The sequence below is a fragment of the Streptococcus mitis genome (assembly GCF_901542415.1).
GTDB lineage: Bacteria > Bacillota > Bacilli > Lactobacillales > Streptococcaceae > Streptococcus > Streptococcus mitis_BL.
The window spans coordinates 1,945,504-1,958,202 of the sequence record NZ_CABEHV010000004.1; the positions used below are offsets into that span (position 1 = coordinate 1,945,504).

General features: G+C 42.3%; 14 protein-coding genes and 1 pseudogene. 13 read left to right on the forward strand and 2 right to left on the reverse strand.

What is annotated here, in order from left to right; all coding sequences use genetic code 11:
* Positions 1-79: 79 nt before the first annotated feature.
* On the reverse strand, positions 80-451 hold the full coding sequence (locus FQT24_RS10020) for a DUF956 family protein (RefSeq protein WP_000079349.1): 372 nt from the start codon (positions 449-451) through the stop codon (positions 80-82).
* 2 nt (positions 452-453) lie between these two features.
* A complete protein-coding gene (locus tag FQT24_RS10025) occupies positions 454-1,818 on the reverse strand; it encodes an aspartate kinase (RefSeq protein ID WP_143952906.1) in 1,365 nt (454 codons plus the stop codon).
* 209 nt (positions 1,819-2,027) lie between these two features.
* On the opposite strand from FQT24_RS10025, the gene FQT24_RS10030 reads away from it, so the two are divergent.
* The 13 genes and pseudogenes from FQT24_RS10030 to FQT24_RS10090 all read left to right on the forward strand — a co-directional run bounded on the left by FQT24_RS10030 (position 2,028) and on the right by FQT24_RS10090 (position 12,587).
* The gene (locus FQT24_RS10030; protein ID WP_143952907.1) at positions 2,028-2,813 is read left to right on the forward strand and encodes an enoyl-CoA hydratase; all 786 of its coding nucleotides are present in this window, start codon (positions 2,028-2,030) and stop codon (positions 2,811-2,813) included.
* Between the two features lie 91 nt (positions 2,814-2,904).
* A pseudogene (fabT, locus tag FQT24_RS10035) lies at positions 2,905-3,339 on the forward strand (fatty acid biosynthesis transcriptional regulator FabT).
* Entirely contained in the window at positions 3,339-4,313 is a 975-nt protein-coding gene (locus FQT24_RS10040) for a beta-ketoacyl-ACP synthase III (RefSeq protein ID WP_143952908.1), read from the forward strand. The pseudogene fabT and the gene FQT24_RS10040 overlap by 1 nt, the downstream one beginning before the upstream one ends.
* A 59-nt stretch (positions 4,314-4,372) precedes the next feature.
* Positions 4,373-4,597: an acyl carrier protein gene (locus tag FQT24_RS10045; RefSeq protein WP_000257843.1), complete on the forward strand. Its 225-nt coding sequence runs from the start codon at positions 4,373-4,375 to the stop codon at positions 4,595-4,597.
* 117 nt (positions 4,598-4,714) lie between these two features.
* Positions 4,715-5,689, forward strand: coding sequence for an enoyl-[acyl-carrier-protein] reductase FabK (fabK, locus tag FQT24_RS10050; RefSeq protein ID WP_143952909.1), 975 nt, complete (start codon positions 4,715-4,717; stop codon positions 5,687-5,689).
* On the forward strand, positions 5,682-6,605 hold the full coding sequence (gene fabD / locus FQT24_RS10055) for an ACP S-malonyltransferase (protein WP_143952910.1): 924 nt from the start codon (positions 5,682-5,684) through the stop codon (positions 6,603-6,605). The genes fabK and fabD overlap by 8 nt, the downstream gene beginning before the upstream one ends.
* Positions 6,606-6,645: 40 nt before the next feature.
* Positions 6,646-7,377, forward strand: coding sequence for a 3-oxoacyl-[acyl-carrier-protein] reductase (gene fabG / locus FQT24_RS10060; RefSeq protein ID WP_143952911.1), 732 nt, complete (start codon positions 6,646-6,648; stop codon positions 7,375-7,377).
* A 21-nt stretch (positions 7,378-7,398) separates the two neighbouring features.
* Positions 7,399-8,634, forward strand: a complete 1,236-nt coding sequence (gene fabF, locus FQT24_RS10065; RefSeq protein WP_143952912.1) for a beta-ketoacyl-ACP synthase II — start codon at positions 7,399-7,401, stop codon at positions 8,632-8,634.
* 2 nt (positions 8,635-8,636) lie between these two features.
* Complete coding sequence (gene accB / locus FQT24_RS10070) at positions 8,637-9,122, forward strand: acetyl-CoA carboxylase biotin carboxyl carrier protein (protein ID WP_143952913.1); 486 nt, start codon at positions 8,637-8,639, stop codon at positions 9,120-9,122.
* A complete protein-coding gene (gene fabZ, locus FQT24_RS10075; protein ID WP_000565518.1) occupies positions 9,119-9,541 on the forward strand; it encodes a 3-hydroxyacyl-ACP dehydratase FabZ in 423 nt (140 codons plus the stop codon). The genes accB and fabZ overlap by 4 nt, the downstream gene beginning before the upstream one ends.
* Before the next feature lie 11 nt (positions 9,542-9,552).
* The gene (locus FQT24_RS10080; RefSeq protein ID WP_143952914.1) at positions 9,553-10,920 is read left to right on the forward strand and encodes an acetyl-CoA carboxylase biotin carboxylase subunit; all 1,368 of its coding nucleotides are present in this window, start codon (positions 9,553-9,555) and stop codon (positions 10,918-10,920) included.
* A 36-nt stretch (positions 10,921-10,956) separates the two neighbouring features.
* Positions 10,957-11,823, forward strand: coding sequence for an acetyl-CoA carboxylase, carboxyltransferase subunit beta (gene accD / locus FQT24_RS10085; protein WP_143952915.1), 867 nt, complete (start codon positions 10,957-10,959; stop codon positions 11,821-11,823).
* Positions 11,820-12,587, forward strand: coding sequence for an acetyl-CoA carboxylase carboxyl transferase subunit alpha (locus FQT24_RS10090; RefSeq protein ID WP_143952916.1), 768 nt, complete (start codon positions 11,820-11,822; stop codon positions 12,585-12,587). Before accD ends, FQT24_RS10090 begins: the two co-directional genes overlap by 4 nt.
* Positions 12,588-12,699: the final 112 nt, after the last annotated feature.

Consider the following 12,699-nt stretch of genomic DNA (forward strand, 5'->3'; position numbering starts at 1 on the left):
TATCTGCTCGCAGCACCCGCAGACTTTCTGAAAGAAGAAGATAACCTACTTATCCGTTGCTATGATTATACTAAAGTTTCTACTTTTTTGCAAATAGATTTTTAAATTTTTGACCAATGGTTTGAATCAGGGTCGGAAGCTTGACGACCTTGTCATTGCCCAGTTTTTCACGAGCAATTTTGAGAATGGCACCTGAGTCTTTTGAAGCAAAGAGGAATTTTCCTCTGTCTGTAAAGACTTCGAAGTGGCGACTGATTTTGCGACCAGTAACATTAGCTCCAATTTGGTTGATATGGCTCCAAGGAATCTGGATAAATTGTTCAACATTGACATCGGGATAAAATTCCAAAGCCTGATCTCCGACAAGGAATTTCCCAACTTTTCCAGCTATAGAGAGGTAGGAGGTGCCTGTCGTATTGAGGAGCACTGTTTTGTTAAGTGATTGAGCCATGCTTAGTCTTCCTTACTTTCACCGAAAAAGGCATTGTAGAGGGCTTTAATAGCTGCTTTCTCTTGGTCCTTATGGACAACAAACATGATAGATACTTCACTAGAACCTTGAGACATCATCTGGATGTTGATCTTATTTTCAGATAGAGCACGTGTCGCAGTAGCAGTAACTCCGATATGACTCTTCATTTTTTCTCCAACAATCATAATGATTGAAAGGTCGTGCTCGATTTCTGCATGGTCTACTTCAGCCTTTTGAACCAACTGACGAAGGATTTCTTCTTCCTTGATAGGAGTTAGTTCGCGAGAACGGAGGATGATTGAAAGATCGTCGATACCTGTTGGCATATGTTCCCAACCGATGTTAAGATCTTCAAGGATTTGCAGAACCTTGCGACCAAATCCAACTTCACGATTCATGAGGTATTTCGACATGTTGATGCTGACAAAGCCTGAGTCACCAGCAATTCCCACAACTGGAAATTCATCACTACTGTGTTTTAGAACGATACGAGTACCTGGATGGTCAGGGTTGTTGGTATTCTTGATAACCAGAGGAATTTTTCCTCGATAGGCAGGGAGAAGAGCTTCGTCATGAAGAACTGAGAATCCTGCATAAGCCAACTCACGCATTTCACGGTAGGTTAACTCAGGAATCGAGTGTGGTTGGTGGATGATTCCTGGGTGAGCCGCAAAGATACCATCAACGTCTGTAAAGTTTTCATAGAGGTCTGCCTTAACACCGGCAGCAATGATAGAACCTGTAATGTCTGATCCTCCACGTGAGAAGGTACAGATTTGATTTTCCTTGGTAACTCCAAAGAAACCAGGAATGACAAGAACTTCATTTGTATTTGTCAATTCTTCAATTTTGTCATAACTTGATGGAATAATGCGAGCGTGACCAGGTTCACTTGTGACCACAATACCAGCTTCTCTCGGGTGAACATAGCGTGCATCGAGGCCATTTTGATTAAAGTAGGCTGCGATCAATTTAGCATTGTTATTTTCACCCGCTGCTAGGAAAGTATCGTAGAGAAATTCGTTTTCTTCGATAGGAAGACTTGCCAAGGCACGAATGCTTTTTGAAATTTTTTCTAGAACAGCTGGTTTAAGACCTAGTTCACTAACCATAGCAGCATAGCGGTCGATAATCCAGTTTTGACTCTTGCTAATATCGTTACCAGCAACATAGTCGCGATAGTATTTAATCAAGGCATCCGTAACCTTAGTATCTTCAGCATTGCGTTTACCAGGCGCAGAAACGACGACAAAACGACGCTCTGAATCGCTTTTGACGATGTTTAAAACTTTTTCTAATTGACTAGCAGAGGCAAGAGAGCTACCTCCAAATTTAACAACCTTCATAAGAACTCCTAAAGTAAGTATTTTATACGATTATAGCAGAAAGAAAGCCTTTTTTCAATGAAGAAAATAAGATGCGTTCTAGTATAAAGCGAGCCTTTCTAATCGGCCGAGACACTTTCAGTTGATTTTTTCTTGTTTTCTGATTTAAAAAAAGATATACTTTGAAAATAAAATAATATAAATTGCTTATAAAATAAAAAGGAGTCCCGATGGAACATATTATATATCAGCTTGAAGAGGACTTGGCAATTCTTACCTTGAATCGTCCTGAGGTCGCGAATGGTTTTCATATCCCTATGTGTGAGGAGATTTTAGAAGCTCTGACTTTGGCAGAAGAGGATCCGGCTGTGCATTTTGTCTTAATCAACGCGAATGGCAAAGTCTTCTCCGTTGGGGGAGATTTGGTTGAGATGAAGCGGGCAGTGGATGAGGATGATATTCCATCATTGACGAAAATCGCAGAATTGGTCAATACGATTTCTTATAAAATCAAGCAAATAGCCAAACCTGTTTTGATGGAGGTTGATGGGGCTGTTGCAGGTGCCGCAGCGAATATGGCTGTTGCTGCAGATTTCTGTTTAGCGACCGATAAGGCTAAATTTATCCAAGCCTTTGTTGGAGTTGGTTTGGCTCCAGATGCAGGTGGGATTCATCTCTTGAGTCGTAGTATTGGTGTGACTCGTGCTGTTCAATTAGCTATGACAGGAGAAGCTTTAACGGCAGACAAAGCTTTAGAATGGGGCTTGGTTTATCGAGTCTGTGAAGCTGACAAACTCGAAAAGACCAGAGAACAGCTTCTTAAAAAATTAAGACGTGGTTCAAGTAATTCCTATGTTGCCATCAAGAAGTTGGTTTGTGAGAGTCAATTTAAAGATTGGCAAGATTATGCTACTTTAGAATTGAAGCTACAGGAATCTTTGGCCCAAACAGAGGATTTCAAAGAGGGAGTTCGGGCTCATTCGGAGAGAAGAAGGCCTAAATTTACAGGAAAATAAAAAAATACTTGCACTGTTCTTTGAACTTTGATATAATTTTTCTGTCAAATGTTTTGATTGTGAAAGTTTTTTGAAAAGGAGGGAAAAGAGATTGGACTACCAACGAATTAATGAATATTTAACATCTATATTTAACAATGTCCTCGTTATTGAGGAAGTTAGCTTGAGGGGTAGTCGTTTCAAGGATATCTCCATCAAATAAGTCCATACAATCGATGTAATTGGAAAATTCCCAGATGTGACGCCAAGTCAAGTGTCGAAAGAGTTGATGGTGACTCTTGGGACGGTTACGACGAGTCTGAATAATCTTGAACGAAAGGGTTACATTGAACGCATTCGCTCAGAGCAGGACCGTCGTGTGGTGCATCTGCATTTGACAAAGAAGGGGCGCTTGGTTCATAGACTACATAAACGCTTCCACAAGGCCATGGTTGAAAAAATCATTGATGGTATGAGTAAGGAAGAAATTGATGTTATGAGCAAAGGGTTGACCAATCTTTATCAATTTTTGGAGGATTTGAAATAATGGCTTTTGCAAAAATAAGCCAGGTTGCTCATTATGTACCAGAGCAAGTGGTTACAAATCATGATTTGGCTCAGATAATGGATACCAATGATGAGTGGATTTCAAGTCGGACGGGAATACGACAAAGGCATATTTCAAGAACAGAATCTACCAGTGATTTGGCTACAGAGGTTGCCAAGAAACTGATGGCAAAAGCTGGAATCACTGGGGAGGAGTTGGATTTTATCATCCTAGCTACCATTACTCCAGATTCGATGATGCCCTCAACAGCTGCTCGTGTCCAAGCCAATATTGGTGCTAATAAGTCCTTTGCTTTTGACCTAACAGCAGCTTGCAGTGGATTTGTATTTGCTCTTTCAACTGCTGAAAAGTTTATCGCTTCTGGTCGCTTTCAAAAAGGATTGGTGATTGGTAGTGAGACCCTCTCTAAGGCAGTCGATTGGTCAGACCGATCAACAGCTGTTTTGTTTGGAGATGGTGCTGGTGGAGTTTTGCTAGAAGCTAGCGAGAAAGAGCATTTTCTGGCTGAGAGTCTCAATAGTGATGGGAGTCGTAGCGAGTGTCTGACCTATGGACATTCAGGGTTACATTCTCCATTTTCAGATCAAGAAAGTGCAGATTCATTTTTGAAGATGGATGGGCGTGCAGTCTTTGATTTTGCTATTCGAGATGTAGCCAAGTCTATCAAACAGACTATTGATGAGTCTCCTATAGAGGCGACAGACTTGGATTGTCTGCTACTTCATCAGGCTAATGACCGTATTTTGGATAAAATGGCTAGAAAAATCGGTGTCGACCGAGACAAACTTCCAGCCAATATGATGGAATATGGCAATACCAGTGCAGCCAGTATCCCGATTTTACTTTCAGAGTGTGTAGAACAAGGTCTCATCCGCTTAGATGGTAGCCAGACTGTTCTACTATCAGGCTTCGGTGGAGGCTTGACATGGGGCACGCTCATTCTTACAATTTAGGTAATCATGTGGTGAACACATTGTTATAAAAAAACTATTTATTTTAAAGGAGTCCTATCATGGCAGTATTTGAAAAAGTACAAGAAATTATCGTTGAAGAACTTGGGAAAGACGCATCAGAAGTAACACTTGAATCAACTTTTGATGATTTGGACGCAGATTCATTGGACTTGTTCCAAGTAATCTCAGAAATCGAAGATGCTTTTGATATCCAAATCGAAGCAAAAGATGACTTGAAAACAGTTGGTGACTTGGTTGCCTACGTTGAAGAGCAAACAAAATAAGCAGAATATAAGATAGAAGGAGTAGGGAAACCCGCTCCCTCTTGTTTAGGCAATAGTTTGATTGTCAAATTATGACGGTATCGAACTATTACGTAAGCAAGAAACGATGGAGGCACTATGAAAACGCGTATTACAGAATTATTGAACATTGATTATCCTATTTTCCAAGGAGGAATGGCCTGGGTCGCTGATGGTGATTTGGCAGGGGCTGTTTCCAAGGCTGGAGGACTAGGGATTATCGGTGGGGGGAATGCCCCGAAAGAAGTCGTCAAGGCAAATATTGACAAGATCAAATCGTTAACGGATAAACCTTTTGGTGTCAACATCATGCTCTTGTCTCCCTTTGTGGAAGATATTGTAGATCTCGTTATCGAGGAAGATGTTAAGGTAGTAACAACAGGCGCAGGAAATCCTGGTAAATACATGGAACGCTTCCATGAAGCTGGTATTACGGTTATTCCTGTTGTGCCAAGTGTTGCCCTAGCTAAACGCATGGAAAAAATCGGTGCGGATGCCGTTATTGCAGAAGGAATGGAGGCTGGGGGGCATATCGGTAAATTAACTACCATGACCTTGGTGCGTCAGGTTGCTGCTGCTGTATCTATTCCTGTTATTGCTGCAGGAGGGATTGCGGATGGTGAAGGTGCTGCTGCTGGATTTATGCTAGGTGCAGAGGCTGTTCAGGTTGGAACTCGCTTTGTCGTTGCCAAAGAGTCTAATGCCCATCCAAATTATAAGGCGAAAATTTTAAAAGCTAGAGATATTGATACTACAATTTCAGCTCAATACTTTGGACATGCTGTTCGTGCGATTAAAAATCAGTTGACTCGTGATTTTGAAAAAGCTGAGAAAGATGCCTTTAAACAAGAAAATCCCGATTTGGAAATTTTTGAACAAATGGGAGCAGGTGCTCTAGCTAAAGCGGTTGTTCACGGAGATGTGGATGGAGGCTCTGTCATGGCAGGTCAGATTGCAGGTCTTGTTTCCAAAGAAGAAACCGTTGAAGAAATACTAAAAGATTTGTATTACGGAGCAGCTAAGAAAATTCAAGAAGAAGCCTCTCGTTGGGCAGGAGTTGTAAGAAATGACTAAAACAGCCTTTTTATTTGCTGGTCAAGGTGCCCAGTATCTAGGTATGGGACGGGATCTCTATGATCACTACCCTATTGTCAAAGAGACGATTGATCAAGCGAGTCAGGTACTTGGTTATGATTTACGTCATCTCATTGATACGGAGGAAGAAAAACTCAATCAGACCCGCTATACGCAACCAGCTATTTTAGCAACTTCAGTTGCTATTTACCGTTTATTACAAGAAAAGGGCTATCAGCCTGATATGGTTGCTGGTTTGTCTCTTGGAGAATACTCTGCCTTGGTGGCCAGCGGTGCTTTGGATTTTGAAGATGCGGTAGCCCTGGTTGCTAAGCGTGGAGTCTATATGGAAGAAGCGGCTCCTGCTGGCTCTGGCAAGATGGTGGCAGTTCTTAATACACCAGTAGAGGTCATTGAGGAAGCCTGTCAAAAAGCTTCTGAACTTGGAGTGGTTACCCCAGCCAACTATAATACACCTGCACAAATCGTGATTGGTGGAGAAGTGGTTGCAGTCGATCGAGCTGTTGAACTCTTGCAAGAAGCAGGTGCCAAACGCTTGATTCCTCTCAAGGTTTCAGGACCTTTTCATACTGCTCTTCTTGAACCTGCTAGTCAGAAACTGGCTGAAACACTAGCTCAGGTAAGTTTTTCAGATTTTACTTGTCCCCTAGTCGGCAATACAGAAGCTACAATTATGCAAAAAGAAGACATTGCTCAACTCTTGACGCGTCAGGTCAAGGAACCAGTTCGTTTCTATGAAAGTATTGCAGTTATGAAAGAAGCAGGCGTAACCAACTTTATCGAGATTGGACCGGGGAAAGTCTTGTCAGGCTTTGTCAAAAAAATTGATAAGACAGCTAAACTAGCCAATGTTGAAGATCAGACTAGTTTGGAAACTTTGCTAGAAAACAAGTAATCCCTTCTCCCATAAATACAAAAGGAAACAGGAGAAAAGAATGCAACTAAAAAATAAAAATATCTTTATTACAGGTTCGAGTCGTGGAATTGGTCTTGCCATCGCCCACAAGTTTGCACAAGCAGGAGCCAATATCGTCTTAAACAGTCGTGGATCTATCTCAGAAGAATTGCTCGCTGAATTTGCAGACTATGGTGTCAAGGTGGTTCCTATTTCAGGAGATGTATCAGATTTTGCAGACGCTAAGTGTATGGTTGATCAAGCTATTGCAGAGCTGGGTTCAGTAGATGTTTTGATCAACAATGCAGGGATTACCCAAGATACCCTTATGCTCAAGATGACAGAAGCAGATTTTGAAAAAGTGCTCAAGGTTAACTTGACTGGTGCTTTTAACATGACACAATCAGTCTTGAAACCGATGATAAAAGCTAGAGAAGGTGCTATCATTAATATGTCTAGCGTAGTTGGTTTGATGGGAAATATCGGTCAAGCTAACTATGCAGCTTCTAAGGCTGGTTTGATTGGTTTTACCAAGTCTGTGGCGCGTGAAGTGGCCAATCGCAATATCAGGGTTAATGCTATTGCACCTGGAATGATTGAGTCCGATATGACAGCTGTTCTATCAGACAAGGTAAAAGATGCTATGCTGGCACAAATTCCTATGAAAGAATTTGGGCAGGCAGAGCAGGTTGCAGATTTAACAGTATTTTTAGCAGGCCAAGATTATCTAACTGGTCAAGTGGTTGCCATTGATGGTGGCTTAAGTATGTAGCAGAAGCTAGAGGTAAAAAAGATGAAACTAAATCGCGTAGTAGTAACAGGTTATGGAGTAACATCTCCAATCGGAAATACACCAGAAGAATTTTGGAATAGTTTGACAACTGGAAAAATCGGAATTGGTCCAATTACAAAATTTGATCATAGTGACTTTGATGTGCATAATGCAGCGGAAATACAAGATTTTCCTTTTGATAAATACTTTGTTAAGAAAGATACCAATCGTTTTGATAACTATTCTTTGTATGCCTTGTACGCAGCTCAAGAAGCCGTTAATCATGCAGGTCTTGATGTAGAGACTCTTGACAAGGATCGTTTTGGTGTTATCGTGGCCTCTGGTATTGGTGGAATCAAAGAAATTGAAGATCAAGTGCTTCGCCTAAATGACAAAGGACCAAAACGTGTGAAACCATTGACCCTTCCAAAAGCCTTACCAAATATGGCTTCAGGAAATGTTGCTATGCGTTTTGGAGCAAACGGTGTTTGTAAGTCCATCAATACTGCCTGCGCTTCATCAAATGACGCGATTGGGGATGCCTTCCGCTCAATTAAATTTGGTTTCCAAGACGTTATGTTGGTAGGTGGTTCAGAAGCCTCTATCACACCTTTTGCTATTGCTGGTTTCCAAGCCCTAACTGCTCTCTCAACTACAGATGACCCGACTCGTGCTTCCATTCCATTTGATAAGGACCGTAATGGTTTTGTCATGGGTGAAGGTTCTGGGATGTTGGTTCTTGAAAGTCTTGAACACGCCGAAAAACGTGGCGCTACTATCCTTGCTGAAGTGGTTGGTTACGGAAATACCTGTGATGCCTACCATATGACTTCTCCTCATCCAGAAGGTCAAGGAGCTATCAAGGCCATCAAACTAGCCTTGGAAGAAGCTGAGATTTCTCCAGAGCAAGTAGCCTATGTCAATGCTCACGGAACGTCAACTCCTGCTAATGAAAAAGGAGAAAGTGGTGCCATCGTGGCTGTTCTTGGTAAGGAAGTACCTGTATCATCAACCAAATCATTCACAGGACATTTGCTGGGTGCTGCAGGTGCAGTAGAAGCTATCGTAACAATCGAGGCTATGCGTCATAACTTTGTACCAATGACAGCTGGAACAAGTGAAGTATCAGATTATATCGAAGCCAATGTAGTTTATGGACAAGGCTTGGAGCAAGAAATTCCATACGCTATTTCAAATACCTTTGGTTTTGGTGGCCACAATGCAGTTCTTGCTTTCAAACGTTGGGAGAATAAATAAGTATGAATTTAAACGATATTAAAGACTTGATGGCTCAATTTGACCAGTCAAGTTTGAGAGAATTTTCTTATAAAAATGGGACGGATGAGTTGCAGTTTAGCAAGAATGAAGCTAGACTTGTACCTGAAGTTGCAGCTCAAGTCGCTCCAGCGCCCGTTCTAGCAACACCAAGTCCAGTAGCGCCTTCATCTGCTCCAGCAGAAACTGTAGTGGAAGAAACTTCGGCGCCAGTAGAAGCAAGTGTGGCTGCTGAGGGAGATGTTGTAGAGAGCCCACTTGTTGGGGTGGCTTACTTGGCTGCTGGTCCAGATAGACCTGCCTTTGTAACAGTTGGTGATAGTGTTAAAAAAGGCCAAACATTGGTAATTATTGAAGCCATGAAAGTCATGAATGAAATCCCAGCTCCTAAGGATGGTGTGGTAACAGAAATTCTCGTTTCTAATGAAGAAATGGTTGAGTTTGGTAAAGGATTGGTACGTATCAAATGATCGATATTCAAGGAATCAAAGAAGCCCTTCCTCACCGTTATCCTATGCTCCTAGTGGACCGTGTGTTGGAAGTGAGCGAGGATACCATTGTTGCCATCAAAAATGTAACCATCAATGAGCCCTTCTTCAACGGTCATTTTCCTCAATACCCTGTCATGCCAGGTGTTCTGATTATGGAAGCCTTGGCGCAAACAGCTGGTGTCTTGGAGTTATCAAAATCTGAAAATAAAGGTAAACTAGTCTTTTACGCTGGTATGGATAAGGTTAAGTTCAAGAAGCAAGTTGTACCAGGTGACCAATTAGTTATGACGGCAACATTTGTAAAACGTCGTGGCACCATAGCTGTGGTTGAAGCAAAGGCTGAAGTGGATGGCAAGCTTGCGGCCAGTGGAACTCTTACCTTTGCAATAGGGAACTAAGGAGGTTCTCCATGTTTCGAAAAATTTTAATTGCCAATCGTGGTGAAATCGCGGTTCGTATTATCCGTGCGGCGCGTGAATTGGGGATTGCGACGGTGGCGGTTTATTCAACTGCTGATAAGGAAGCCCTTCATACGCTTTTGGCAGATGAAGCAGTTTGTATTGGTCCTGGCAAGGCAACAGAGTCTTATCTCAATATTAATGCGGTTCTATCAGCTGCAGTCTTGACTGAGGCAGAAGCCATTCACCCCGGTTTCGGATTTCTCAGTGAAAATTCCAAATTTGCTACCATGTGTGAAGAGGTGGGAATCAAGTTTATCGGTCCATCTGGTCATGTTATGGATATGATGGGGGATAAGATTAATGCGCGCGCTCAGATGATCAAAGCGGGCGTGCCTGTTATACCAGGTTCGGATGGAGAAGTGCATAACTCTGAGGAAGCTTTGATTGTTGCTGAAAAAATTGGCTATCCTGTGATGCTCAAGGCTTCAGCAGGTGGAGGTGGTAAAGGGATTCGTAAGGTTGAAAAACCAGAAGACCTCGTTTCAGCCTTTGAAACGGCCTCTAGCGAAGCCAAGGCCAATTATGGCAATGGTGCCATGTACATAGAACGGGTCATCTATCCAGCTCGTCATATCGAGGTTCAAATCTTAGGAGATGAACACGGAAATGTGATTCACTTGGGGGAACGGGATTGTTCTCTTCAACGGAATAACCAAAAGGTTTTGGAAGAAAGTCCTTCAATTGCAATCGGCAAAACGCTACGCAATGAAATTGGTTCTGCTGCTGTTCGAGCTGCAGAGTCTGTTGGTTATGAAAATGCAGGGACCATTGAGTTTCTTCTTGATGAAGCCAGTGGAAAATTCTATTTCATGGAAATGAATACTCGTGTTCAGGTGGAACATCCAGTAACAGAATTCGTTTCAGGTGTGGATATTGTTAAGGAACAGATTCGCATTGCGGCAGGTCAGCCTCTGTCTGTTAAGCAAGAAGATATTGTTCTGCGTGGTCATGCCATCGAGTGTCGTATCAATGCAGAAAATCCTGCCTTCAACTTTGCTCCAAGTCCAGGTAAGATTACCAATCTCTATCTGCCAAGTGGTGGAGTTGGATTGCGCGTGGATTCAGCAGTTTATTCAGGTTATACCATTCCGCCTTATTATGATAGCATGATTGCCAAAATCATCGTTCATGGTGAAAATCGTTTTGATGCACTTATGAAAATGCAACGTGCCCTCTATGAATTAGAGATTGAAGGAGTGCAGACCAATGCAGATTTCCAGCTTGACCTCATTTCAGATCGCAATGTCATTGCTGGAGATTATGATACTTCCTTCTTGATGGAAACCTTTTTACCCAAGTATCAAGAAAAAGAATAAAATGACTTCAAGAGTTTAAACCGAAAAGGGGAATCAATGGCTCTATTTAGTAAAAAAGATAAGTATATTCGAATCAATCCCAATCGTTCGGTTAGGGAAAAACCTCAAGCTAAGCCAGAGGTTCCAGATGAATTATTCTCCCAGTGTCCGAGCTGTAAGCATACCATCTATCAGAAGGATCTGGGAAGTGAGCGTATCTGCCCACACTGTAGCTATACCTTTCGTATTTCTGCCCAAGAACGCTTGGCTTTGACGATTGATATGGGAACCTTCAAGGAATTGTTTACAGGGATTGAAAGCAAGGATCCCTTGCATTTCCCTGGCTATCAAAAAAAACTAGCAACTATGCGTGAAAAAACTGGTCTGGACGAAGCCGTTGTGACAGGAACAGCTCTTATAAAAGGTCAGACTGTGGCTCTTGGGATTATGGATTCCAACTTTATCATGGCTTCTATGGGTACGGTTGTAGGTGAGAAAATCACTCGTTTGTTTGAGTATGCGACTGTCGAAAAATTGCCAGTTGTTCTATTCACAGCCTCTGGTGGAGCCCGTATGCAGGAAGGAATCATGAGTCTCATGCAGATGGCCAAGATCTCTGCAGCAGTTAAACGGCATTCTAATGCTGGTCTCTTTTACCTGACCATTTTGACAGATCCAACGACAGGTGGTGTGACAGCTTCTTTCGCTATGGAAGGTGATATCATTCTGGCTGAACCACAAAGTTTGGTTGGTTTTGCTGGGCGTCGTGTCATTGAAAATACAGTTCGTGAAAGCTTGCCTGAGGATTTCCAAAAGGCAGAATTCCTATTGGAACATGGTTTTGTGGATGCTATCGTCAAAAGAAGAGATTTGCCAGATACGATTGCAAGCCTAGTCAGATTGCATGGAGGTGGTCCTAGATGAATATTGCAAAAATAGTCAGAGAAGCGCGTGAGCAGAGTCGCTTGACAACCTTGGACTTTGCGACAGGCATTTTTGATGACTTTATCCAATTACACGGCGACCGTTCTTTTCGTGATGATGGTGCAGTTGTTGGTGGTATTGGCTGGCTTGGAGATCAAGCTGTAACAGTGGTTGGTATCCAAAAAGGCAAGAGTTTACAAGATAACCTCAAGCGGAATTTTGGACAACCGCATCCAGAAGGCTACCGCAAGGCCCTACGGTTGATGAAACAGGCTGAAAAGTTTGGTCGTCCAGTTGTGACCTTTATCAATACTGCAGGTGCCTATCCTGGTGTCGGTGCGGAAGAACGTGGTCAAGGGGAAGCTATTGCTCGCAATCTCATGGAAATGAGTGACCTGAAAGTTCCTATAATTGCCATCATTATTGGTGAAGGTGGTTCAGGTGGAGCTCTGGCTCTAGCTGTCGCGGACCGTGTTTGGATGCTGGAAAATTCTATCTATGCCATTCTCAGTCCAGAAGGTTTTGCTTCTATTCTATGGAAGGATGGCAGTCGTGCTATGGAAGCGGCAGAACTGATGAAAATCACTTCGCATGAACTGTTAGAAATGGACGTGGTGGACAAGGTGATTTCTGAAGCAGGACTTTCTAGTAAAGAACTTATTAAGAATGTTAAAAAAGAACTTCAAGCTGAGCTAGCTAGACTTTTACAAAAACCGCTAGAAGAGTTGTTGGAAGAGCGTTATCAACGATTTAGAAAATACTAATATTTCAGAATACGCAAAAACTAGAACTGGTAGCCAGTTCTAGTTTTTATGTGGTTCTTATACTCAATGAAAATCAAAGAGCAAACTAGGGAACTAGCCGCAGTCAGCTCAA